Consider the following 23,983-nt stretch of genomic DNA (forward strand, 5'->3'; position numbering starts at 1 on the left):
GTGTAAAAAAAGTTTTTTTATAGAAGTGGTATAAATGAGCCTATTGACAAAGCTTGCTAATGTAGATATAATTTTTAGTTAAATATTTATATTTATAATATGAGATGGAGGTTATGAGTTGGACGTAACAACAAATATTTGGGCTAGAGAAGAAAGGCTTAGTAGAGAGGATATTAAAGCCATTCAATCACAGAGATTAACTAAGCAGGTTTATAAAGCCTATAATTCTGTAGAGGCGTATAGGGAAAAGATGGATGAGATGGGTGTAAAACCTGAAGACATAAAAAGTGTAGATGATATTTCAAAACTTCCATTTACAACTAAGTCGGATTTCAGAGAAAACTATCCTTTTGGACTTTTTGCTGTAGAAAGAGATGAACTTCTTAGAATACATGCTTCTTCGGGAACGACAGGTCAACCCACTGTAGTCGGTTATACACAAAAGGATTTAGATAATTGGACAGAAACCGTTTCAAGAGTTGCAGTGGCAGGTGGAGCAAGTAAGGGAGACATTGCACAAATTTGTTTTGGATACGGTATGTTTACCGGAGCTTTAGGCTTGCATTACGGTTTGGAGAATATAGGGGCTACCGTAATACCATCGTCAGTTGGCAATACTAAAAAACAAATTATGTATATGAAAGACTTTGGAGCAACGTTATTAGTGGCTACGCCATCCTATGCACTTCATTTGGGAGAAGTGATAAGATCTATGGGAATGGATCCTATAAAGGATTTAAAAGTCAGAATAGGTTTATTTGGGGGAGAAAACTTCTCTTCATTAATGAGAGAGGAAATAAAATCCATATGGGGAAGTGAAATGTTATGTACTTCCAACTATGGAATGAGCGAATTAAATGGACCGGGAGTTTCCGGAGAATGTTATGTTGGAAATGGATTACATATTAATGAAGATCATTACTACGCTGAAATTATTGATCCTGAAAGTGGAGAGGTATTGCCTGAGGGTGAAAGTGGAGAACTTGTAATCACCTGTTTAACCAAAGAGTCAATTCCTCTTATCAGGTACAGGACACGGGATTTGACAAGGTTGTTCTATGAACCATGTAAGTGTGGAAGAACAACGGCTAGAATGGAAAATTTAAGCGGACGTTCTGATGATATGTTAGTAATAAGAGGGGTAAACTTATTTCCAAATCAAGTTGAAGTTGTTATAAATGAATTTAGCGAGTTGGGAGCTCACTATGAGATGGTCATCGATAGAAAGAACTATTTAGATCATCTGGAAATTAAAGTTGAATTAATAGATTCGGATATTTTGGATTCCTATCCTAAATTGGAAAATTTGGAAAAAAATATAAAAAACAAGTTAAAGTCAACTACAGGTTTAGATGCAAATATTAAATTAGTTGCTCCAAGGACTTTGAGAAGATTTGAAGGAAAAGCGCAAAGAGTTACGGATTTGAGAATATAAGGGGGATTAATTTTGAAAGACAGAATAACAATGCTTGGAAACGAAGCGATAGCAAGAGGGATTTATGAAGCGGGTGTAAAAGTTTCTTCAGCTTATCCGGGTACGCCAAGTACGGAAATAAGTGAATATTTGTCAGATTATAAAGATGATGTATATAGTGAATGGGCGCCAAATGAAAAAGTTGCCGTTGAAGTTGCCATAGGAGCATCTATGGTAGGTGTAAGATCTTTTGCCTGTATGAAGCACGTGGGTTTAAACGTTGCAGCCGATCCTCTTTATACAGCTTCTTATATTGGTGTAAATGGGGGATTGGTTTTGACGGTGGCAGATGATCCGGGGATGTATAGTTCTCAAAATGAACAGGACACCAGAGCAGTGGCAAGAGCTGCACATATACCCGTGCTTGAGCCTTCAAACAGCCAAGAGGCAAAGGATATGACTGTACTGGCCTATGATTTAAGCGAAGAATATGATACTCCTGTAATACTTAGAACTACTACAAGACTTGCTCATTCCCAAAGTGTTGTGGAATTAAAAGACAGAAGGGAAGTTCAAGATAGGGAATACATAAAAAATCCTCAAAAGAACGTAATGGTACCTGCTAATGCAAAGTTAAAACATCCCTTAGTAGTGGAGAGAAATAAAAAGTTAAGTGAAGCTGCCAGTGAAATGGACATAAATTTTATTGAATACAATGATAGGTCAATGGGAATTATTACTTCCGGAATACCTTATCTATACGTTAAGGAAGTTTTCCCGAAGGCATCAGTACTTAAACTTGGATTAGTAAATCCTCTGCCAAGGAAATTAATTGAGGATTTTGCCAAAAATGTAGACAAATTATACGTAATTGAGGAGCTTGATCCAATTATAGAGGAACAGGTTAAATCTTGGGGAATAGAAGTAGTGGGTAAGGATATTTTGCCTTTAGTCGGAGAGTATAGTGCAAATATGCTTAGAGAAAAAATATTGGGAGAAAAAGTGGACTCAAGTTTAAAGGCTGAAGCTCCTGTTAGACCTCCAATACTGTGTCCTGGATGTCCACATAGATCAGTATATTCAGTTATGAATAAGTTAAAACTTCACGGAGCTGGGGATATAGGCTGTTATACACTTGGAGCGGGAGCACCTCTTCAAACTATAGACAGTACAATATGTATGGGTGCTAGTATTAGTTCTTTACATGGAATGGAAAAGGCAAAGGGATCTGAATTTATAAAAGATTGGGTGGCTGTTATAGGAGATTCTACATTTCTTCATACAGGTATAAATTCTCTAATGAATATGGTATACAACAAGTCCAAAGGTACAGTATTGATTTTAGATAACTCAATTACAGCAATGACTGGACATCAGGAAAATCCTGCAACGGGAAAAACTTTAATGGGCGAAGATGTTTCTCCTATAGATATTAAAAAAATCTGTGAGGCTATGGGAATTAATAGGGTAAAAGAAATTAGTTCTTTTGACTTAGAGGGACTTACAAAGACATTTAAGGAAGAGTTGTCAAGTAATGAATTATCAGTAATTATTGCCAAAGCACCTTGTGTATTATTAAAGGGAGTTGCAATAAAAAATCAATATGTAGTAAATAAAGAAAAATGTAGAAAGTGTGGTCTTTGTATGAAACCGGGTTGTCCTGCCCTTACTAAGGATGAAGATGGTTCTACAAAAATTAACGACACCATGTGTAACGGTTGTGGACTTTGCTTTAGATTATGTCCTTTTGATGCAATTGAAAAAGTTGAAAGTGTTATAGACAGTTTGTAGGAGGTTAAAATGGAAACAAAAAATATTATGATTGTTGGCGTAGGTGGACAGGGAACTCTTTTAACCTCAAGAATATTGGGAAAAATAATTTTAAATGCAGGTTATGATGTAAAACTTTCTGAAGTTCATGGTATGGCTCAAAGGGGAGGCTCTGTAGTTACTTTTGTAAGATATGGCGATAAGGTATATGAGCCCATAGTAGAGGAAGGAAGCGCAGATGTTTTAATTGCCTTTGAAAGGTTGGAGGCTTTAAGATATGCACATTTTCTAAAGAAAGACGGAGTAATTATTATAAATGACCAAAGAATTGACCCGATGCCTGTTGTTATTGGTAAAGAGAAGTATCCTGAAAATATAATTGAAACTCTTTCAAAAGAATATAATGTAATTTCAGTAGATGCACTGGAAGAATCAAGAGAGTTGGGAAATCTAAAGGTTTTTAACGTAATAGTACTCGGTGTGGCAGCAAAACATATGGATTTTTCAAAAGAGGATTGGCATGATGTAATAAAAACTACAGTGCCTGAAAAAACAGTTGACGTTAATCTAGAAGCTTTTAACAGGGGATTTGAATTATAAGGAGGGCCTATGCTTAAGCAGTTATCAGTATTTATAGAAAATGAAGGAGGCAGTGCTTCCGAAGTTACAGAAACATTAAGTAGGAACAACATTAACATCAGAGCAGTTTCACTATTTGACAGTCCGGAATTTTGTATTCTCAGATTAATTGTCGATGATACACAAAAAGGTGCGGATGCATTACGAAAAGAAAATTTTCTAGTTAAGGAAACCGATGTGATAGGGATTAGTCTTAACGATGAAATTGGAGAATTAAATAGGATGTTAAAAGCCATAGCAGCTGATAACATAGTGGTGAATTACCTCTACTCATTAGTGGTAAGAGAAGATGGAAGGCCTTTAATGGTAATAAATGTTGATGATATTGAATTGACCAAGAACATACTTATAAAAGCCGGATTTGATGTAGTTTAGGAGGAAATAGATGATTTGGAATGAGACAAAGGAGTGTATGAGTAGAGATGAGCTACATAACCTTCAAAGTAAAAGACTTGTAAAATTAGTTGACAGACTTTACCATGATGTTTCTTTTTATCGCAAAAAAATGCAGGAATTGGGGATTGAACCCGGAGATATTAAGGGTGTTGAAGATATTACAAAACTACCCTTTACAACTAAGGATGATTTAAGAGATAATTATCCCTTCGGATTATTTGCTGTTCCAGAGTCCCAAGTGGTTAGAGTTCACGCTTCGTCGGGAACTACTGGTAAGCCTACAGTAGTAGGTTATACCAGAAGAGATGTGGATATTTGGAAGGAATGTGTTACAAGAGTACTTTCAATGGCAAATATAGGTAGAGACGATAAGGTGCAAGTTTCTTACGGTTATGGTTTATTTACTGGAGGTTTGGGACTTCACTATGGCGTTGAAAATTTAGGTGCAATGGTAGTTCCTATTTCAACTTCAAATACCAAAAAACAAATAACTTTAATGGAGGATTTCGGTTCAACGGCAATAGCTTGTACGCCTTCTTACCTATTGCATTTAATGGATGTAATAGAAGAGTTAAACGTAAGGGATAAATTGAAATTAAAGTCTGTAATATGTGGTGCTGAGCCTTGGACAGATCAAATGAGGGCAAAGATTGAAGAAGGTCTTCAAGTTAAGGCCTATGACATTTATGGATTAAGTGAAATTATGGGGCCGGGAGTGGCAGCAGATTGTGAATATCATAACGGTCTTCACATATATGAGGATCATTTCCTTCCGGAAGTAGTTGACAGTAATACTTTAAATCCCGTAGAGGAAGGGGAACAAGGAGAATTAGTAATAACTACCCTTACTAAGGAGGCCTTTCCTTTAATTAGATATAGGACTAAGGATTTAACTAGCATATCTTATGAGAAATGTGAGTGCGGAAGAACTTTATCAAGAATATCTAGATTTAAGGGTAGAAGTGATGATATGCTAATAATAAGAGGAGTTAACGTATATCCATCTCAAATAGAAACGGCTTTACTTGAAGTAGAGGAGACAAAACCACACTATTTAATTATTGTAGATAGAGTAGATAATTTAGATACAATTGAAGTATGGGTGGAAGTAGAAGACACTTTCTTTTCAGATGAAATTAGAAAACTTGAGAATTTAACTAAGAAAATAGGGTATGTAATAAGACAGGCAATAGGTTTACAAGTAAAGGTTAAATTAGTTGAGCCTAGGACACTTGAGAGAACAGACGGAAAATCAGTTAGAGTGATTGATAAGAGAATTATTCAATAGGAGGAAAAGTATGGTTAAACAATTAACCGTGTTTATTGAAAATAAACCGGGCAGTTTGCACAAAGTTACTGAAATACTAGGTAAAAATAATATTAATACAGTTACCTTTTCATTAGCCGACACCACTGATTTCGGGCTGTTGAGAATGATAGTTTCCGATCCTGAAAGAGCAAGAGAGTGTTTAAAGGGTGAATTGATTTCAACGCATTTAAATGACGTAATAGTAGTTCAAACTGATAGAACTTCCGAATCTATGTTTAAATTAGTAAGTGCTTGTAAGGATTATAATATTCAATATATGTATGTTTGGTCCAGTCGAGGAGAAGCTACAGGAGTGGTTTTAAAAGTTACTGAAGGAGAGGAAGCAGAAAAACTCTTAAAAGATTTAGGATTTAAAGTATTAAATGAAAAAGAAGCATACTTATTATAGGAAAAAGACCTTTGGAAATTTTCAAAGGTCTTTTATAATGTTAAGTTTTATTTTATTGAGAATTTTTAATTAAGTAGTCAATTGCATATTGAGCATAAATTCCTGAAGCTTCCGGTAATACTTCGTCGTCAATATTGAAAAACTCACTGTGATGCGGATAAACAGCACTTACTTCGGGATTTTTTCCGCCAATAAAAGCGAAACATCCGGGTTTATTTTCCAAGTAGAATGAAAAGTCCTCACTACCTGTAACTTTTTCTACTTTAACTAAGGCTTCCGCCCCGGAAATTTTAGTTGCTGCTTCTTCTGCTATTAAAGATGATGCTTCATCGTTAATTGTGGGCTTCATAACGTGGGTATATTCCACTGTAACTGAGGCACCGTAGGCAGCAGCAGTATTTTCACATATTCTAATCATATCTTCTTTAATTCTTTTTTCGATTTCTCTTGAGAAGTACCTATTAGTACCTTCCATTACCGCTTCACCGGCAATTATATTAAATCTGTTACCACTGTGAATAGTTGCCACAGAAACAGTAACTGAATCAAGAGGAGAGTAGCTTCTTGATACTAAAGTCTGTAAATTCATTACTATAGCACTTGCAACGACAACAGCATCAATAGTTTCATGAGGCGCGGAGCCATGTCCTGATACTCCTTTAACGGTAATTTTAAATTGATCTCCGGCAGCCATTCTCTCTCCTGCTTCCACAGAAATTTTACCTGCCTCTAAAGGACTCCAAATATGAGCTCCGAATATATTGTCAGTTTCTTCATACCAATTGCCAAATTCAATCATTGCTTTAGCCCCAAGAGCTATTTCTTCACCGGGTTGGAAGATCAAGTAAACTTTGCCCGGAAGTTCATTTTTAACCCCAGCTAATATTTTAGCTGCTCCAAGTAAGGTGGCAATATGAGCATCATGGCCACAGGCGTGCATCTTACCTTCATTTTGTGATTTAAAGTCCAAATTGGTACACTCAGTTACGTTTAAGGCGTCAATGTCAGCTCTTAGCGCAACAGTTTTTCCGGGTTTTCCTCCTTGTACTACTCCCACAAGTCCGGTTCCCAATCTTTCATTTATTTCATAAGGAATATTCATTTTATCTAATTCCTCAGCAATTTTTTTAGTGGTTTCAAATTCTTCAAAGCTCAACTCAGGATGAGCATGGAAGTATCTACGCATATTAATTATATATTCTCTGTTTTTATCTATTAAATGTTTTATATTCATATAAACCTTCCTAAATCTCCATATTGACAATTATATTTATATTTTACTATAAAATATGAATATATTAAAAGAAAAGCAGATACCCTTAAAGTATATCTGCTTTTACTTAAAAATTTATAACTTAAGCATTTTTAGTTAAATAGTCAATTGCATATTGAGCATAGACACCTGAACCTTCAGCTAAAACTTTATCATCAATATTAAAGAACTCGCTATGGTGCGGGTGAACAGCGTCAACGTCAGGATTTCTTCCGCCGATGAAGGCAAAACATCCGGGTTTATTTTCTAGGTAGAAGGAGAAGTCCTCTCCGCCTGTAACTTTTTCTACCTTAACTAATGCTTCAGGGCCAGCAACTTTTACTACTGCTTCCTCAGCTATTGCTGATGATTCCTCATCATTAATAGTTGGTCCCAGAATATAGGTGTAATCTACTGTAGCTGTAGCTCCATAAGCAGCAGCAGTATTTTCACACACTCTTATCATATCTTCTTTAATTCTTTTTCCAACTTCTCTTGAGAAGTATCTATTTGTTCCTTCCATTACCGCTTCGCCTGCAATTATATTAAATCTGTTACCACTGTGAATACTTCCCACAGTTACAGCAACAGCATCTAGAGGGGAATAGGTTCTTGAAACAAGAGATTGCAGGTTCATTACAATTGCACTTGCAACTACTACAGCATCAATAGTTTCATGAGGAGCAGAACCGTGTCCTGACACTCCCTTAACTTTAATTTCAAATCTGTCAGCAGCAGCCATTCTGTCTCCGGCTTCCACAGAAATTTTACCTGCCTCTAATGGACTCCAAACGTGAGCTCCAAATATATTGTCAGTTTCTTCATACCAATTGCCGAACTCAATCATAGCCTTAGCTCCTAAACCGACTTCTTCAGCAGGTTGGAATACCAAGTAAACTTTGCCCGGAAGTTCATCTTTAACCTCAGCTAATATTTTAGCTGCTCCAAGTAAAGTTGCAATATGAGCATCATGACCACAGGCGTGCATTTTGCCGTCATTTTGTGATTTAAAGTCTAAATTGGTACACTCAGTTACGTTTAAAGCGTCAATATCAGCTCTTAGCGCAACGGTTTTTCCGGGTTTTCCGCCTTGTACTACTCCCACAAGTCCGGTTCCCAACTTTTCATTTATTTCATAAGGAATATTCATTTTATCTAATTCCTCAGCAATTTTTTTAGTAGTTTCAAATTCTTCAAAGCTCAATTCAGGATGAGCATGGAAGTATCTACGCATTTCCATTACATAATTTCTATTTTTTTCTACTAAATGTTTAATATCCATAAATTAACCTCCTAGCATAGGTGCCATAATACCAGCAAGAATTACAGAAGCGATTGATACTGTAATAAATCCTGCAACTAACATTTTTGGCAATATTTCATTTAAAATAAATTGAGTTTCCTCTTCGCCTTCTCCAATACTATTGGCAACTTCATTTGAAATTATAAATGTTCCTGGGAATCCGAATAAAGCAGATGTTCCAATTGCAAAAGCCATAAAAAAGTCCATTTTTACAACTTTGCTACCTATAAATGAAGCTATTCCAATTCCAATAACACCTAGTAATAAACTTAAAAATAAACTAGGTAGAAGTTGAAGTACAATATCTGGAGTTGCCTTGGCTAAACTTGAAAATATAACTACCATTAAAGCAGCCATTGCAAGACCTTGAGAATTTGCTCTAGTCAGTATATCTTTTTCCAAGAAACCAAGCTCTGAGAATATTATACCCAATAGTAGTGCAGCAATATTCTTATCTAAAATATTTTTGCCGGTAACCTTTGTAATTCCAACAGAAAGCCCTGTTGCTAAAAGTGCTACAAGAGCTACTTTAGCCAAGTATACGTTATTACTTGCATACTTTGCTGAAGTTTCAGGAATTAATTTTGCCGGTTTAGTAGAAGTATATTCCTCAACATTTTTAGACTTTACAAAGTCGCCTTCTCTATATTGAAGTTGAACTTTTTTTGCTACTTTTCTTAAGCAATAAGAAGCTATAGGGTAACCAAAAAATCCTTGTACAACGACTAATAGAGTTGCTAAAATTTGTAAGTCATCCCTTCCTATTTTTGCTGCAGCTTCTCCCATTTGAATTCCGGCTACTACTCCTCCGGCAATAGGTGGTGCAGCTACAATTGCTGTTTCTTTACCTATAATTGGTCCGCCTACAATAAATAAGAATACTGCAATGCCAATAATTGCAAATATAGCGACAACGACAGTCCTCCATTGTTCCTTTAACTGTTGAAAATTCAATAGCGTTCCCATGTGTGCTAATAATATTACAATTATTAATCCACCAATACCCAATAATTGCGATGTTTCAAATAAATCTGTAGGTACACCAAGCCAAAAGCCAAGTAATAAAATTACTGAACTTGTAAACATCATTGATACAATACTTTTGGTTTTAACAGATATAATATCTCCAATGGCAAATACTAAAAGAATAAATGCGATAGCTATAATTCCTGCCATTGATCCAAACATATCTTGCATAATTTAACCCCCTTATATAAATATTATTACTATAATATTGCAATTGTAAGTGGCTGTCAAGTAGAAAAATAGAGCTTTAAGGGGATTTTAAGTGAAATTGTATATAATAAGAAAACGATATACACTTAAATATTTTTATATATTATTACTTTTATATAAAAAATTTATTGTAATTAGGGAAGAGATAGATTAGGATATTAAAGATTGGAATGGATAAAATACTAAACTTTTGGATAGAAAATCTTATATTTTATGTAGAAGTTTAATAGTTAAGAGGGTTTATTATTTATAGTTAATTAAAGGTGAAGGATTAATATAATCTATCATTAGAAACGTTTTCGTAATATTTAAAATTAAAGAAATTTTATTGATTTATAGAAAGACAAAGGTTATATCAAGCTAGTAAAAATTTCCATGCTATTTAAAAGTATTGTTGCTAAGTAATTTTATAAAATTAAATTAAAAAGATGAGCTCTTATAACTGAACTCATCCTTTTAAATTTTTGAGAATTTATTTTTATCTGTTTTTATTTAATATGTCCATAAATTCTTCGCCTGTTATATTTTCTTTTTCAAGTAAATATTCAGATATGGCATCTAGTGCCTTAGTATTCTCACTTAGTAAATTTAACGCATCTTCTTGACATTTTTCTAATATTTTATTTACTTCCTTATCTACTTCAGTTCCTGTTTCTTCAGAATAGTTGCCGACATTTCTACCGTCTAAATATTGGTTTTGAATACTTTCTAATCCCATTGGTCCAAAAGTTTCACTCATCCCATATTGAGTTACCATAGATCTTGCAAGTTGAGTTGCTCTTTCAATGTCATTTGATGCACCAGTTGTAACTTCGCCAAACTTCAATATTTCTGCAGCTCGTCCTCCTAATAAGGTAGTGATTTGGGCTAACAATTCAGACTTGGTCATTAAATATCTTTCTTCTTCAGGAACGTTCATAGTATAGCCGAGACTTCCCATAGTCCTTGGGACTATAGTGATTTTTTGTACTGGCTGGCTGTTTTTTTGCAATGCACTTACTAAAGCGTGACCAACTTCATGGAAGGAAACCATTTCACGTTCTTTAGCATTCATAATTCGGTCTTTCTTTTCCTTTCCGGCAATTACTACTTCAACAGCTTCCATTAAATCTCCTTGATTTACGGTTTTCCGGTTTTCTTTTACTGCTAAAAGGGCACCTTCATTTATCATATTAGCTAAATCAGCTCCGGTGGCACCTGAAGTGGCAAGGGCGATGGCATGTAAATCAACATTGGGATCTAGCTTAACTTTCTTTGCATGAACTTTTAAAATCGACTCTCTACCAAGTAGGTCAGGTTTATCTACAATTATTCTTCTGTCAAATCTTCCAGGTCTTAGAAGTGCCTTATCTAAAATTTCAGGTCTATTAGTAGCAGCAAGAACTACAACTCCTTTTTCACTGTCAAAGCCATCCATTTCAGCTAAAAGTTGATTTAAAGTCTGTTCTCTTTCATCATTGCTTCCAAGTTGGTTATCTCTACTTTTACCAATGGCGTCAATTTCATCTATAAAAATAATACTTGGAGCATTTTTCTGAGCCTGCTCAAATAAATCTCTAACTCTTGAAGCACCAACACCTACAAACATTTCAACAAACTCACTTCCGGATATGGAGTAGAAGGGAACGCCTGCCTCGCCTGCAAAAGCTTTAGCCAATAAAGTTTTACCTGTTCCGGGAGGTCCAACCAGTAGAGCACCTTTAGGTTGTTTAGCTCCGATTTCATGATACTTTTTAGGATTTTTTAGAAAATCTATCATTTCAGTTAAACTTTCTTTAGCTTCATCTTGACCTGCAACATCATCAAAGGTAACTCCCGTATTTTTTTCCATATTGTATTCTTTAGCCTTGCTTTTTCCTATATTGAACATTCCGGAACCTCCGGACTTGTCTATTTTCCTTGAGGCTTTTCTAATTACAAAGAAGTAAAACACGTACAATATTAAAGTTGGCAATATCCACCAAGCTATAAAATTTAAGAAAGGTGAGGAGTTGGTGGTTACATAATCTTCACCGAAAGTCACTTCATTTTCTAGAAGTCTATCAGCCAGATAAGGATCATTAACTTTAGTTGTAATATAGTTACTTTTTGGTTCTATTTCTGATTTTCCACTATATCCTTCTCCAATTATATTCTTAACTTCAGATAGATTTGCATCTTTAGAAATTTCAAAGGAAATTTGATTTTCTTTAATTTTTGCCCTACTTACATTACCGGTTTCCACTAACTCAATAAATTGGCTGTATTCTACTTCCGGAGCAGCTTTCTTAGACATATTCACGAAGAAAATATTAAAAAGTATTGTAATTAGAAACATCACTACTATTAAATTAAATATATCAGGTCCTTGAGGGTTGTTTTTAGAAGTAGAATTGTTGTTTTTGGAGTTAGGTTCAGTATTACTATTAAAATTTGTATTTGAATCTGAATTCATTTTCTTATCTTGCTTTTTATCCATATTAATTCTCCTTTAACTTTTTATTGATTTGCCACAAAACTTACAATAGTTACTGTCCGATGTATTATAGGTCATACAAGAGGGACATTGTTTTTCTTTTTTTACTTTAATTAGTCTTTTTTTTATTTCAATTATTTCATTAATCAGACTGTCGATTTTTTGTTGTTCATTAATGGACAGCTCTAAGATTTTCTTTCCTGATTCAATGTATTGATTTTCAAGATCAATTTCTAATTTGTTAAGATTTTCTTCAAGATTTAAAATTTCAATTTCAGATTTCAAAAGCTACACCTCCATTATTTTAATAATACATTATGGTTTTGTTAAAACCTATATTCAAAGATGGTAGTTTGTAAGTTAACGGACAATTATGAGAAAGTGTCCATTATTTTTGGCTCGTTTAGTTGAAAGTATTATGTTAATACGTTAAAATCAACTAAAGATTAAATATATTAAAGGAAGTATTAATGGGAAAAAATATTCAGGATTTAAGGGTTCAAAAAACTTTAATGGGATTGTCTTCTTCTTTGCTTCGCATATTGGAAAAGAAAAACTTCAGCAAAGTGACTGTAAATGACATATGTGAAGAAGCAATGATTAGCAGAAGTGCTTTTTATAGTTATTTTCAGGATAAATATGATCTTTTGGAATATTCTATAAAGACTATAAACCAAAGTATTTTAGAAGATATAAGAACTTCGGGCTTTAAATCTAAAATTTATAAACTGTTGGAAAATTTAAAAAAGAATAAAAAACTTTTAAAAAATATAATCGGTGAAACCTATGATTCTACTCTTGGAAACCTGGTACATAGAAAATTTGAGGAAGACTTAAAAAAGATAATTATTACAAGAGATTCTGATAGTTTTAATTTAAAGTGTCCCTTTGAAATCTCATCAGTATTTTATATATCAGGAATTACAAGTATAATAATGTACTGGTTATTTAAAGATAATTCTTATTCTATAGATGATATGGTGGAATATATATTTAATTTATTGCCGAAAGATTTTGTTGAAGAAGAGGGAATTTTCTTTGATAAAATTTAAAATTTTTAATTAATGAGTTTTGAGGTGAATAAAATGAAAGTTGGCATTATAAGATGTATGCAAACAGAGGATTATTGTCCTGGAACTATGGATTTTAAATTTATAAGTGAGAAAAAAGGAGCTTTCGAAGGAGTTGAGGGTGATATTGAAATAGTGGGCTTTATAAATTGTGGAGGATGTCCCGGCAAGAAATCTATATTAAGGGCAAGGGAGTTGGTAAGAAGGGGAGCAGATACCATTGCTTTTGCTTCCTGTATTCAAAAAGGTAATCCAATAGGATATCCTTGTCCTTTTGCACAAAAAATGAAAGCTTTAATTGAAAAAGATTTAGATGGTATTGAGATTTTAAATTATACCCATTAAAAAGTTAAAAGCTACTTCAGCAGGTAGCTTTTAACTTTAGAAATTATTATTTAAAAAATTCAAGATAATGGAACAAAATTCAGGATCCTCTTTAGGAGTTAAAACCAAATCTCTTTTTATAAAAAAATGTTCATAACCTTCACGGGTAAAGGTAGTTGTATTCATATTTAATTGATTGGACTTGCTTTTTAATCTAATAAAATTATAAAAATCCACTTGTCTATCTCTCTTTGAATGCATTAAAAGTAAAGGTCTGTTATTAAATTTATTTAGAGCATTATAGGAATTATAATTTAAATTATTAAATCCATAGTGAAGACCTAGATACATAGTTATAAAAGGTTTTTCCATAAGCCTTATGGGTTTGGGTATATAGTATTGTTTCATAGTATCTATAAAGACGCTTGGAAAATCAGAATAGGGAGAAATTGCTATAACACCGTTTATTCTATTATCTTCTCCAGCTGCTATTATAGAGGTTGAAGCTCCCATGGACGTTCCCATAACTATTATTGGTAGGGAAGAGGCTTTATTATTTAGCTTTAAATAATCTACGCCGGCTACAACATCTTTCCACTCAGTCATTCCAAGTCCTATGCCGTTGCCTTCACTTTGACTTCTAGCTCTCATTTCAATTAGAAGGCAATCCCAGCCGTTTTCATTTAACATTTTGGAATATCCAAAAAACTGAGTAACTGAAGGGTTGTTGATTCCCGATAATATAATTACTGTGCCCTTGGTATTTTCGGAATAGGTATGCCAAGCTGCCAGATTTAAATTATCAGTAGTATTTAAGCTGATTTGTTCATAATCCAGTTTAAAATCGTCTGGATTATATTGAACTTGTTCAAACCTTTTATTTAAAAGACTTGGCATTACTATAAAAGGCAACAATGTTAAAAAAAGTAAGAGCAGGATTATTAAAGTTAAAGAAATTTTTAAAATTTTTCGCATAGTGTTCTCCAAATTTTATTTTATTACATTATATTATATAAAATTTTTGAAACTTGTAAAAGTATATACATGGGATATAAATAGGGGGTAAAAATGAGAATATTTAACACTCATTCGGATATATTGACAGATATACAATATAGAAGACTAAAAGGTGAGAAGAATGTATTTAGAAACAATCATTTGGGAAATTTTTCAAAGGGCGGTGTAAATGGAGCAATATTTGCAATTTGGGTTGATGAAATTCATCAAAACAATTATTTGGATTGGGTAGAAGGTGCATTATTTGCTCTAGATGAAGAGTTAAAAGAACAGAAAGACATTATTAAACAATTTCTTACCTTTAAGGATTATAAAAATGCAATAGAGGAAAATAAAATTGCTATTTTGCTTGGGATGGAAGGTTTAGCTCACATTGGAGAAGATATCTCACTTTTAGAAAAGTACTATTATGAAAATGGATTAAGGCATGCAAGTTTAACGTGGAACGAAGAAAATCTTTTAGCTAAAGGACCAAAATATAGTGGGGGTTTAAGTAGCTATGGGAAAAAAGCAATTAAAAAAATGCAGGAGTTGGGAATTATAGTGGATGTAAGTCATTTAAATGACGATGGATTTTGGGATTTAATGAAAATTACAGAGGGTCCAGTTATGGCAAGTCATTCAAATGCGAGAGCTCTTTCCAGTCATAAAAGAAATTTAACTGATGAAATGTTAAGGGAGTTAAAATCAAATGGAGGAATTGTGGGGCTAAATGCGGCAAGCGACTTTATAAGTGATGACAAATCAAAGCAAGATTTAAAGCACCTAGTAGTTCAATTGGAGTATTTAGTTGACATTATGGGAATAGATCAAGTTTGCTTTGGATTTGATTTTATGGATTTTTTGCCATTGGAATCTCTTGGCAGCATAGTACCTGAGGAAGGATCAACTCCTACACCAAAAGATTTTCTATCTGAAGCGGATATACCTAAAATATTAAATTTAATGGAGGACAGAGGGTTTAATAAAGATGAAATAGAAAAGATCTCCTATAAAAATATAGAAGGATTTTTAGAAAAGATCTTAAAGTAACTTTATATGAATAAATAAAAGCGTTGGTAGTTCAACGCTTTTAATAAATATCTATTTCATAGTCCCAAGGAAGAATTAACCAGCAAACCAAGTATAGTATTGCTCCGGAAAATGCTACTAAGGTTGCAAAGAGCCAAATTATTCTGACAATAGATGAATCTATATCAAAAAACTCGGCAACTCCACCACATACGCCTGCAATTTTACAGTCTCTTGAAGATCTATATAATTTTTGTTTCACATAATCACCTCATTATTTTTTAATATCCATATAAAAATTGTTACAATATGGAATTATTAAAGGTATTTTCAAGATTTTCTTCCAATTCATTTCCAAACTCATCCCAGTAGTCATTCCAATCTTCATCCCAGTTATCATTCCAATTTTCATTTGAACCATCTTTCCAATGTTTGTGTCCATGGCCATGACCAGTTCTATTTTCATAATTATAATCTTCATATTGTAAATAATTCTCTTGGTTCTTATTAATGGAAATTCCGCTCATAGAACTATTAATAGTCAGAGTATTGTCACCCTTTGCTACAGAATCTCTTTCAATAATCAACAGATTATCAGGGTCGTTTATATTTAATTTAACTGTACTCATTGAAACATCTATAGCATTACTTCCTAAAAAGGTTACATTTGATCCATTTAAAGTTGACATTGAAGTTTTAAAATTAAAATTGGAAAGTTTTGAATTATTGATTCTTCCAGTTGACATTGTAGTATTTATATTTGAATTTCCAATAGTCGAATTTTCAACTTCCATAACTGAAATTGAGGAATTTAAATTAAAATCTCTAATATTTACATTATCCAACTTAATATAATTGACATTGGAATCAATATTAAACTTATCAATTTCATTCATTGGCGCCATTATAGTTATTTTATGTTCAGAGTTAGTAGAACTATTAATCATTTCTTTACTTAATTTTTTAAGATTAATTACTAGATTGCCATTTGTTTCTTCAACGGATATTTTGTTAGTACCATTACTATTAGTAAGTGAAGATGTATAAACTTCCCATTCTTTGATATTTCTACCCAATAATTTTATTTCTACAGCATCTCCATTAATACTTATTGTATTAATATTTGGATAATAATATTCATTTTTTTCTTCAATACCCGAATAGTGATTAGTTGAATTATATTGCTCTTGATTATTACGATCTCTAAATAATCTGAAATTTCTTGGTGATATTGAAGTATAAGCTCCGGAAAAATAGGAAATTGATGATATTAATATACCTGTTACTAAAAAAATAAGGGCTATTTTAGTGGATTTTTTCATGTTACTCATCCTCCTTTTCATTGCCATCTTCAAACTTTATAGTGTCAAATTCGTCGGGATTGTAATTATTTTCATAAAAACCTTTATTTTCAATATCGTTCATATTTTGAGGTTTTCTTTTATTTGCAATTAATCCGGCAATTTTATGAATTAGGTATCTAGTTCCATTAAAGAGGAGAATAATTGCTCCGATTGCAATAAAAATAGTCCCAAGGAAGAATATTGCTGAAAGTGGGGAATAGGTAATAAAGTGTGAAATACCGATGAATCCTCCTATAACACCAATAAATCCCGATACAAATAAGAGGGATATAATAACAAATAAAGCAAAAATAACAGCTATGAAAGCAATTGCCAGAGGAAAGGTTATTGGAAGTGACAGTATTCCTAAAATTATTAGTAGAAGTCCATCACGATTTTTTCGCTTCTGTGGTGGTGTTTGTTCCCATCTATTAGCTTGTTGATTCATAAGTATTTCTCTAGCAATTTTAGAAGGATCATATCTATTTGGAATTTCATCTTCAATATCAAAACCCTGTTCTTCAAAAATCTCTTCATAATATTTTAGTACATCATCTCTTTCAGCAGGAGAGATACTCCTTAAACGATTATTAAGTTCACGCATAAATTCTCTTCTAGTCATTTAAATCCCCCCCAACGATTTCATCTATGCTTTCTTTATAATTAATCCAATTTTTAATATATTCTTTCAATTGTCTTTTGCCTTCAGGAGTTATTTGGTAATATCTTCTGTTTCTGCCCCCGTAGGGTTGATCATAAGTGGAAAGACAATTGTTTTTTTGTAATCTGCGCAGTACAGGATATAGAGTTGACTCTGATATGGATATAGACTCCATTAAATCTTGAGTAAGTTTGTATCCATAGGTGTCTTCCTTATTAACAGTTGCTAGAACACACAAATCTAAGATTTGAGAACTTAATACAAACATAGGCATCCTCCTTTCATATTTATAGTATACGGCGTATAATATACTTGGTCAACGAATATGGGAAAATTTAATAAATTTTTAATAAATAAAAAACCGCAAATTTGCGGTTTGCGGTTTGTAGTTTTTATTTTAATGTTGCTATTAATTCGCCACTTTTAACCATATCATTTACTTTAACAAGAATTTCATTAATAATTCCATCATGGTTAGCTACAATGTTACTCTCCATTTTCATGGCTTCAATAACCATTATAGGGTCTCCGGCTTTTATTTCTTGACCTTCCTCAACATTTATACTAACAACTTTACCCGGTATTGAAGAGCCGATTTGACTTTCATTGTCAGGGTCTGCAAAGTCAACACTTGTTTTTTTAAGAGGAGTAACTGTGGCATTTTTATCCTCAATCTTTACAGTCCTTCTATTTCCGTTAATGTCAAAGGTTAAATTTCGGTAACCTTCCTTATCTCTTTTACCTATTTCCACTAAAGTGACAATTAAATTTTTACCGGTATCTATAGGTATTTCAGCTGTTTCATTTTCCATAAGTCCGTGGAAGAAAACATGTGAAGGCATCATCCACAAGGACCCGTTTTTCTGAGTATTTACTATATAATCTTCAAATACTTTAGGGTAAAGAGAATAGCTTATTAAATCCTCCTGACTTGGATTTATATTGTACTTGCTTTCTAAATAGTTTTTGTCTGCTTCATAATCCTCGTCTTCAAGTAAAAGTCCTGCACGAACAGTAATAGGATCCTCGCCCTTTAGAATCATTTTTTGCAGGTCTTTAGGGAATCCTCCCAAAGGTTGGCCCATCATTCCTTTAAAATAACTTTTTACTGAATCGGGGTAGTCTAAATTGCTTCCCTTTTCAAGTATATTATCAGGAGTAAGTCCGTTTTGAACCATAAATATTGCAAAGTCTCCCACCATTTTAGAGGATGGAGTTACTTTTATAATATCTCCTACCATTTCATTTACAGAACTAAACATCTCCTTAACTTCTTTAAATTTATATCCAAGTCCGAAACTCTCTACTTGAGGTTTTAAATTTGAGTATTGACCTCCGGGGATTTCATATTTATATATTTCAGTTGATCCCGATTTAAGGTCTGACTCAAAATTAGCGTAGACTTCTCTTACACTGTCCCAATATTTTGATATATCTTCAATTTTATCTAAATTTAATTCCGTATCTCGCTGAGTATTTTGTAGTGCTGCTACAACGGAATTTAGGGCAGGTTGGCTAGTAAGCCCACTCATTGAGTTAATAGCTAAATCAGCAATGTCAACACCAACTTCAGTGGCCATTAAAACAGTTGCAACACCGTTTCCTGTAGTATCATGAGTGTGTAGGTGTATAGGTATGGAGATTTCATTTTTAAGAGTCTTAATTAGTTTTCTTGCAGCGTAGGGTTTTAATAAGCCTGACATATCTTTAATTCCCAATATGTGACAACCTGATTTTTCAATTTCTTTTGCTAAGTCCACATAGTATTTTAAATTGTACTTATCTCTTTTCTCATCAAGTATGTCTCCTGTGTAGCACATAGTACCTTCTGCTATTTTTCCGTTTTCCAAAACTTGATCAATGGATAGTCTCATATTTTCCATCCAGTTTAGGGAATCAAAAATCCTAAAGATGTCTATCCCATCTTCTGCGGATTTTTTAATAAATTTTTTTACTACATTGTCGGGATAGTTAGTATATCCAACTGTATTATTTCCGCGAATTAACATTTGCATTAATATATTTGGCATTAATTCCCTTAGCATCTTAAGTCTTTCCCAAGGGTCTTCCTGTAGAAACCTATAGGCAACGTCAAAGGTAGCGCCGCCCCACATTTCGACAGAGAACAATTCCTTCATGTTATTATTTGTAGCCTGGGCAATTTTAATTAAGTCAATGGTTCTAACTCTTGTAGCCATAAGTGATTGATGAGCATCACGCATAGTTGTATCTGTAATTAAGAGTCTTTTTTGATTTAAAATCCATTCAGACAGTCCCTTTGCTCCAAGTTCATCAAAAATTTGTTTGCTACCCCTATAGTCTTTAATATTGTCAATTGAAGGTAGTATAGGGGTATTAAATAATTTTTCCTTCTTTGAAGGATTGTTTACTACTATTTCTCCAATATATGACATAAGTCTAAGTTCAGCATCAGGTTTAGTTTTAAATTGGAACAGGGAAGGGTTTTTGGAAATAAAACCTGTATCGCAAGTTCCATTTCTAAATTCTTTGGAGTTCAATACGTTTAAAAGAAAAGAAGAGTTGGTTTTCACACCTGTTACCTTCGTTTCACGTATAGCTCTAAAGGCTTTACTAATAGTATCTTCCCAAGTTCTAGCATGAGATATAACCTTAACTAGAAGTGAATCATAGTATGGAGTTATAATAGCACCAGTATAGGCATTTCCACCGTCTAATCTAACTCCGAAACCTGAACTGGATCTGTAGTGAGTTATTTGTCCTGTATCAGGAGCAAAATCATGAAGGGGATCCTCTGTAGTAATTCTACACTGTATTGAATAGCCGTTAAGCTTAATGGAATCCTGATTAGGAATATTAATTTCAGGACTGTTAAGAGGGTATCCCTCAGCTATATAAATCATAGATTGAATTAAATCTATTCCGGTAACCATTTCCGTAATTGTATGTTCAACTTGAATTCTTGAGTTTACTTCAATAAAATAATGATTATTGTTTTTATCCACAAGAAATTCAACAGTACCTGCACTTAAATAATTTAAAGACTTTGCAATTTTCAATGCATCATCCAGTATATTTTTTCTGGTTTTTTCGTCTATTGAAAAGGCTGGAGTATACTCTATAACCTTCTGATGTCTTCTTTGAATGGAGCAATCCCTTTCAAATAGATGAACTACGTTGCCGTACTTGTCGCCTAAAATTTGAACTTCAATGTGTTTTGGATTTTCCAAATATTTCTCTATAAACATTGAATCATTGCCAAAGGCTTTAGAAGCTTCCATTTTTGCAGATCTAAAATTTGGTATAAGTTCATCTTCGGATTTGACAATTCTCATACCTCTTCCACCGCCACCTGCTGCTGCTTTTAACATTACAGGATAACCTGCTTCCTTAGCATATCGTAAAGCTTCTTTTTCAGATTTAATAGCCTTGTCTGTGCCGGGAATTACTTTTACTCCTGCGTTTTTAGCAGCTTTTTTAGATTCGATTTTATCTCCCAATGAAGCCATTACCTCAGGTTGAGGACCAATAAACACTATTCCCGCTTCTTCACATTTTTTAGCAAACTCCGCATTTTCAGCTAGAAAACCGTATCCAGGATGAATGGCATCGACATTTTTATTAATAGCTAAATTAATTATTTCGTCAATGTCTAAATAAGCATCCAATGGAGACTTTCCTTTACCTATTAAATAGGATTCATCAGCTTTTGTCCTAAAAAGGGAAAGAGAATCTTCAACTGAATATATGGCAACGCTTCTAATTCCCAATTCTCTACAAGCTCTGAATATTCTAATTGCAATTTCTCCCCGATTTGCAACTAATACTTTTTTGAATTTTTTAATATTGTACATCTTCAATCTCCTCTTTTTTGCTTTAAATTTTATCTATTATACAACAATGAAATTAAAAAGTATAGTCTAATTAATATATAAGTATATATAAAAAACTATACATAAAATCTATATTAATGTTATGATTTATAAATATAAAAATATGGATTGACAAAATAAAAGAGATATGCTATTTTATTATAAACTGTTGAGAGGGAAGTAAAAATAAGTTAAACTTTAAAGAGAGTGAACGATGGTGAGAGTTTCATAAGAAATGACTTATTAAATGGACCCTTGAGGGCTTTGGGGAAGATAGTATCCAAAGACGGTTTCTCCCGTAATAGAGATAGGATGTTGTTGCATTCGAAGAGTGGATAGTATTTTAAAATAAACTATCAATCAAGGTGGCACCGCAAAATATATATTTTGTCCTTGAAAAACCGTAGGTTTTTTCAAGGGCTTTTTTATTTTACATACTCTACTCTTATTGAAGGCTATTAAAAATAGGAGGATATAAAAATGACAAAAGTACCGTATAAAATTAATTTATCAGAGGAAGAAATACCAAAATATTATTACAATTTAAGAGCGGATATGATAGAAAAGCCTGAGCCTCTATTAAATCCGGCTACTAGAGAGGAAATGACCAAATCTGAACTTGAAAAAGTTTTTTGTTCTGAATTGGTAGATCAGGAATTAGATAATTCAAATAAATTTATCCCCATCCCGGAAGAAATAAGAGAGCTATATAAAATTTACAGGCCTTCACCAATGATTAGAGCCTATAATTTAGAAAAGAAATTGGAAACACCGGCAAAAATTTATTATAAATTTGAAGGAAACAATACTTCAGGCAGCCATAAATTAAATTCTGCAATAGCTCAAATATATTATGCAAAAAAGCAGGGATTGAAAAAAGTCACAACGGAAACCGGAGCTGGTCAGTGGGGTACTGCATTGGCAATAGCCTGTAGTTTATTTGATATGGAATTAGAAGTATTTATGGTTAAGTCATCTTATGAGCAAAAGCCATTTAGAAAGAATATTATGAAAGTATTTGGCGGTAATGTTACTCCAAGCCCAAGTGATACTACAAAAGTGGGAAGAGAAATATTAAAAATAAATCCAAATACCAGCGGTTCATTAGGATGCGCAATTTCAGAAGCTGTAGAAGTGGCATCTATGGATCCAAATTCAAGATACGTACTTGGTTCTGTGCTGAATCAAGTAGTGCTTCATCAATCTATAATAGGTTTGGAATCTAAAATCGCTTTGGAAAAATATGGCGAATATCCCGACATAGTAATTGGATGTGCAGGGGGAGGTTCTAACTTAGGAGGTCTTATGGCTCCTTTTGTAGGTGAAAATATTAAGGGAGGTAGGAGTTCTAGAATTATAGCTGTGGAACCTTCTTCATGTCCATCACTTACAAGGGGAAAGTATATTTATGATTACTGTGATACAGGCAAAATAACTCCTTTGGCAAAAATGTATACTTTGGGTAGCGGATTTATACCTGCTGCAAATCATTCCGGAGGATTGAGATATCATGGAATGAGTCCGATAATTTCTAAACTATACCATGATGGATATATGGAAGCCAAGTCCTATACACAATCGTCGGTTTTTGAAGCGGCAATTTTATTTGCCAAGTCGGAGACTATTCTTCCGGCTCCGGAATCAGCCCATGCAATTAAAGCTGCTATTGATGAAGCTTTAAAGTGCAAAGAAAGCAAAGAGGAAAAAACAATTTTATTCGGACTGACCGGAACAGGTTATTTTGACATGTTGGCCTATGAATCCTATTTAGAAGGTACTATGATTGATCATGTACCCACAGATGAAGAGTTGAATTTAGCCAACTTATCTGAAATTTGAATATAGAGTTTACTTTTAATACAAAAGAGGTAATAATAGAAGTAGGTAATGCTTAATTTTTATTCATTAGGGGGAAAAAAATGAACGAAGCAACTCTATTATCAAAGGGATATAGAAAATATGAGGGAGAAAATATTGATGTATATTTCAATATAGATATATGTCAACACTCAGGAAACTGCGTTAGAGGAGATAACGAAGTTTTCGACACGGAAAGAAAGCCTTGGATTATTCCGCTGAAAGATCACTTTCAACAAATTCAAGATGTAATTAACACTTGTCCATCAGGAGCTCTTAAATATAAATTAAAGGACTCAGATGAAATTTTGCCTTAAGGAGGGAAATAATGAGTGAAGTAGTATATAAGTTTGAAGAGGGTAAAGACCATAATCGTTTTGCTGCATATGTAGATGCAGTTGAAGCTGGAGAAGTAACTTACTCTTCTGCAGGAGATAATATTCTTATAATTGATCACACATATGTTGATGAGAATTATAGAGGAATGGATATAGCTGTTCAATTAGTTAAGCACGTTGTTGACTTAGCTATTGAAGATAATAAAAAAATTATTCCGCTTTGTCCTTTCGCAAGGAGAGAATTTAACAATAAACCTGAATATCAAAAAATAGAATACAAAGGTTAGTTATAAATAGTAATAACAAAAAAGATATCAGCTGATGATAT

The 23,983-nt window shown here is 33.3% G+C and carries 23 protein-coding genes and 1 other annotated feature; of the genes, 12 read left to right on the forward strand and 11 right to left on the reverse strand.

Translation table 11 applies throughout. From position 1 onward, the window contains the following. The first annotated feature begins 118 nt into the window (after positions 1-118). The 6 genes from EF514_RS08530 to EF514_RS08555 are packed head-to-tail and all read left to right on the forward strand — an operon-like array spanning position 119 to position 5,937. Positions 119-1,435, forward strand: coding sequence for a phenylacetate--CoA ligase family protein (locus tag EF514_RS08530; RefSeq protein ID WP_240649048.1), 1,317 nt, complete (start codon positions 119-121; stop codon positions 1,433-1,435). Positions 1,436-1,447: 12 nt separating this feature from the next. Further along, entirely contained in the window at positions 1,448-3,205 is a 1,758-nt protein-coding gene (gene iorA, locus EF514_RS08535) for an indolepyruvate ferredoxin oxidoreductase subunit alpha (protein WP_205666424.1), read from the forward strand. Between the two features lie 9 nt (positions 3,206-3,214). Continuing rightward, positions 3,215-3,784 carry an indolepyruvate oxidoreductase subunit beta gene (locus EF514_RS08540; protein WP_127725023.1) on the forward strand — a complete coding sequence of 190 codons (570 nt, stop codon included), beginning with the start codon at positions 3,215-3,217 and terminating at the stop codon, positions 3,782-3,784. 9 nt (positions 3,785-3,793) lie between these two features. Next, complete coding sequence (locus EF514_RS08545; protein WP_127725024.1) at positions 3,794-4,198, forward strand: amino acid-binding protein; 405 nt, start codon at positions 3,794-3,796, stop codon at positions 4,196-4,198. A 10-nt stretch (positions 4,199-4,208) separates the two neighbouring features. Continuing rightward, the gene (locus EF514_RS08550; RefSeq protein ID WP_127725025.1) at positions 4,209-5,507 is read left to right on the forward strand and encodes a phenylacetate--CoA ligase family protein; all 1,299 of its coding nucleotides are present in this window, start codon (positions 4,209-4,211) and stop codon (positions 5,505-5,507) included. Between the two features lie 10 nt (positions 5,508-5,517). Continuing rightward, positions 5,518-5,937 (forward strand): hypothetical protein, encoded by a 420-nt coding sequence (locus EF514_RS08555; protein WP_127725026.1) that lies wholly within the window; start codon positions 5,518-5,520, stop codon positions 5,935-5,937. Positions 5,938-5,989: 52 nt separating this feature from the next. Here the strand turns inward: EF514_RS08555 and EF514_RS08560 are convergent, their stop codons facing one another. The 5 genes from EF514_RS08560 to EF514_RS08580 all read right to left on the reverse strand — a co-directional run bounded on the left by EF514_RS08560 (position 5,990) and on the right by EF514_RS08580 (position 12,468). Next, positions 5,990-7,171, reverse strand: a complete 1,182-nt coding sequence (locus tag EF514_RS08560; RefSeq protein WP_127725027.1) for an amidohydrolase — start codon at positions 7,169-7,171, stop codon at positions 5,990-5,992. Positions 7,172-7,292: 121 nt separating this feature from the next. Then, positions 7,293-8,471 (reverse strand): amidohydrolase, encoded by a 1,179-nt coding sequence (locus tag EF514_RS08565; RefSeq protein WP_127725028.1) that lies wholly within the window; start codon positions 8,469-8,471, stop codon positions 7,293-7,295. A 3-nt stretch (positions 8,472-8,474) separates the two neighbouring features. After that, positions 8,475-9,689 (reverse strand): hypothetical protein, encoded by a 1,215-nt coding sequence (locus EF514_RS08570; protein WP_127725029.1) that lies wholly within the window; start codon positions 9,687-9,689, stop codon positions 8,475-8,477. 517 nt (positions 9,690-10,206) lie between these two features. Continuing rightward, positions 10,207-12,186, reverse strand: a complete 1,980-nt coding sequence (gene ftsH / locus EF514_RS08575; RefSeq protein WP_205666426.1) for an ATP-dependent zinc metalloprotease FtsH — start codon at positions 12,184-12,186, stop codon at positions 10,207-10,209. Positions 12,187-12,198: 12 nt separating this feature from the next. Continuing rightward, positions 12,199-12,468 carry a zinc ribbon domain-containing protein gene (locus tag EF514_RS08580; protein WP_127725030.1) on the reverse strand — a complete coding sequence of 90 codons (270 nt, stop codon included), beginning with the start codon at positions 12,466-12,468 and terminating at the stop codon, positions 12,199-12,201. A gap of 185 nt (positions 12,469-12,653) precedes the next feature. Between EF514_RS08580 and EF514_RS08585 the strand changes: the two genes are divergently transcribed. Together EF514_RS08585 and EF514_RS08590 are read left to right on the forward strand one after the other, a co-directional pair. Further along, positions 12,654-13,235: a TetR/AcrR family transcriptional regulator gene (locus EF514_RS08585; RefSeq protein WP_127725031.1), complete on the forward strand. Its 582-nt coding sequence runs from the start codon at positions 12,654-12,656 to the stop codon at positions 13,233-13,235. Positions 13,236-13,268: 33 nt separating this feature from the next. Beyond that, positions 13,269-13,598, forward strand: a complete 330-nt coding sequence (locus EF514_RS08590) for a CGGC domain-containing protein (protein WP_127725032.1) — start codon at positions 13,269-13,271, stop codon at positions 13,596-13,598. Between the two features lie 36 nt (positions 13,599-13,634). Here the strand turns inward: EF514_RS08590 and EF514_RS08595 are convergent, their stop codons facing one another. Further along, positions 13,635-14,552, reverse strand: a complete 918-nt coding sequence (locus EF514_RS08595; protein ID WP_127725033.1) for an alpha/beta hydrolase — start codon at positions 14,550-14,552, stop codon at positions 13,635-13,637. A gap of 93 nt (positions 14,553-14,645) precedes the next feature. Between EF514_RS08595 and EF514_RS08600 the strand changes: the two genes are divergently transcribed. Then, entirely contained in the window at positions 14,646-15,626 is a 981-nt protein-coding gene (locus EF514_RS08600) for a dipeptidase (protein ID WP_127725034.1), read from the forward strand. Positions 15,627-15,666: 40 nt separating this feature from the next. Here the strand turns inward: EF514_RS08600 and EF514_RS08605 are convergent, their stop codons facing one another. The 5 genes from EF514_RS08605 to EF514_RS08625 form a co-directional block, all read right to left on the reverse strand. Then, complete coding sequence (locus EF514_RS08605) at positions 15,667-15,867, reverse strand: PspC domain-containing protein (protein ID WP_127725035.1); 201 nt, start codon at positions 15,865-15,867, stop codon at positions 15,667-15,669. A gap of 40 nt (positions 15,868-15,907) precedes the next feature. Next, on the reverse strand, positions 15,908-16,936 hold the full coding sequence (locus tag EF514_RS08610) for a hypothetical protein (protein WP_164845579.1): 1,029 nt from the start codon (positions 16,934-16,936) through the stop codon (positions 15,908-15,910). After that, on the reverse strand, positions 16,929-17,570 hold the full coding sequence (locus EF514_RS08615; protein WP_127725037.1) for a DUF1700 domain-containing protein: 642 nt from the start codon (positions 17,568-17,570) through the stop codon (positions 16,929-16,931). The genes EF514_RS08610 and EF514_RS08615 overlap by 8 nt, the downstream gene beginning before the upstream one ends. Next, a complete protein-coding gene (locus tag EF514_RS08620; protein WP_127725038.1) occupies positions 17,563-17,877 on the reverse strand; it encodes a PadR family transcriptional regulator in 315 nt (104 codons plus the stop codon). The genes EF514_RS08615 and EF514_RS08620 overlap by 8 nt, the downstream gene beginning before the upstream one ends. Before the next feature lie 124 nt (positions 17,878-18,001). Beyond that, positions 18,002-21,433: a pyruvate carboxylase gene (locus EF514_RS08625; protein WP_127725047.1), complete on the reverse strand. Its 3,432-nt coding sequence runs from the start codon at positions 21,431-21,433 to the stop codon at positions 18,002-18,004. A gap of 187 nt (positions 21,434-21,620) precedes the next feature. Beyond that, positions 21,621-21,858 (forward strand) — a binding site (T-box leader). Between the two features lie 82 nt (positions 21,859-21,940). Here EF514_RS08625 and EF514_RS08630 point away from each other — a divergent pair. The 3 genes from EF514_RS08630 (at position 21,941) to EF514_RS08640 (ending at position 23,942) form a co-directional block, all read left to right on the forward strand. After that, entirely contained in the window at positions 21,941-23,299 is a 1,359-nt protein-coding gene (locus tag EF514_RS08630; protein WP_205666427.1) for a TrpB-like pyridoxal phosphate-dependent enzyme, read from the forward strand. An 80-nt stretch (positions 23,300-23,379) separates the two neighbouring features. Further along, entirely contained in the window at positions 23,380-23,634 is a 255-nt protein-coding gene (locus EF514_RS08635; protein WP_127725040.1) for a (4Fe-4S)-binding protein, read from the forward strand. Between the two features lie 11 nt (positions 23,635-23,645). Continuing rightward, positions 23,646-23,942 carry a GNAT family N-acetyltransferase gene (locus tag EF514_RS08640; RefSeq protein WP_127725041.1) on the forward strand — a complete coding sequence of 99 codons (297 nt, stop codon included), beginning with the start codon at positions 23,646-23,648 and terminating at the stop codon, positions 23,940-23,942. Positions 23,943-23,983 lie beyond the last annotated feature (41 nt).

The sequence above is a fragment of the Anaerosphaera multitolerans genome (genome assembly GCF_004006535.1).
GTDB lineage: Bacteria > Bacillota > Clostridia > Tissierellales > Peptoniphilaceae > Anaerosphaera > Anaerosphaera multitolerans.

Excerpts from the sequence above, each read along its gene's own strand:
- EF514_RS08540 (WP_127725023.1), top strand. The coding sequence starts at position 3,215 with ATGGAAACAAAAAATATTATGATTGTTGGCGTAGGTGGACAGGGAACT.
- EF514_RS08545 (WP_127725024.1), top strand. The coding sequence starts at position 3,794 with ATGCTTAAGCAGTTATCAGTATTTATAGAAAATGAAGGAGGCAGTGCT.
- EF514_RS08550 (WP_127725025.1), top strand. The coding sequence starts at position 4,209 with ATGATTTGGAATGAGACAAAGGAGTGTATGAGTAGAGATGAGCTACAT.
- EF514_RS08555 (WP_127725026.1), top strand. The coding sequence starts at position 5,518 with ATGGTTAAACAATTAACCGTGTTTATTGAAAATAAACCGGGCAGTTTG.
- EF514_RS08560 (WP_127725027.1), bottom strand. The coding sequence starts at position 7,171 with ATGAATATAAAACATTTAATAGATAAAAACAGAGAATATATAATTAAT.
- EF514_RS08565 (WP_127725028.1), bottom strand. The coding sequence starts at position 8,471 with ATGGATATTAAACATTTAGTAGAAAAAAATAGAAATTATGTAATGGAA.
- EF514_RS08570 (WP_127725029.1), bottom strand. The coding sequence starts at position 9,689 with ATGCAAGATATGTTTGGATCAATGGCAGGAATTATAGCTATCGCATTT.
- ftsH (WP_205666426.1), bottom strand. The coding sequence starts at position 12,186 with ATGGATAAAAAGCAAGATAAGAAAATGAATTCAGATTCAAATACAAAT.
- EF514_RS08585 (WP_127725031.1), top strand. The coding sequence starts at position 12,654 with ATGGGAAAAAATATTCAGGATTTAAGGGTTCAAAAAACTTTAATGGGA.
- EF514_RS08590 (WP_127725032.1), top strand. The coding sequence starts at position 13,269 with ATGAAAGTTGGCATTATAAGATGTATGCAAACAGAGGATTATTGTCCT.
- EF514_RS08595 (WP_127725033.1), bottom strand. The coding sequence starts at position 14,552 with ATGCGAAAAATTTTAAAAATTTCTTTAACTTTAATAATCCTGCTCTTA.
- EF514_RS08600 (WP_127725034.1), top strand. The coding sequence starts at position 14,646 with ATGAGAATATTTAACACTCATTCGGATATATTGACAGATATACAATAT.
- EF514_RS08610 (WP_164845579.1), bottom strand. The coding sequence starts at position 16,936 with ATGAGTAACATGAAAAAATCCACTAAAATAGCCCTTATTTTTTTAGTA.
- EF514_RS08615 (WP_127725037.1), bottom strand. The coding sequence starts at position 17,570 with ATGACTAGAAGAGAATTTATGCGTGAACTTAATAATCGTTTAAGGAGT.
- EF514_RS08620 (WP_127725038.1), bottom strand. The coding sequence starts at position 17,877 with ATGTTTGTATTAAGTTCTCAAATCTTAGATTTGTGTGTTCTAGCAACT.
- EF514_RS08630 (WP_205666427.1), top strand. The coding sequence starts at position 21,941 with ATGACAAAAGTACCGTATAAAATTAATTTATCAGAGGAAGAAATACCA.
- EF514_RS08635 (WP_127725040.1), top strand. The coding sequence starts at position 23,380 with ATGAACGAAGCAACTCTATTATCAAAGGGATATAGAAAATATGAGGGA.
- EF514_RS08640 (WP_127725041.1), top strand. The coding sequence starts at position 23,646 with ATGAGTGAAGTAGTATATAAGTTTGAAGAGGGTAAAGACCATAATCGT.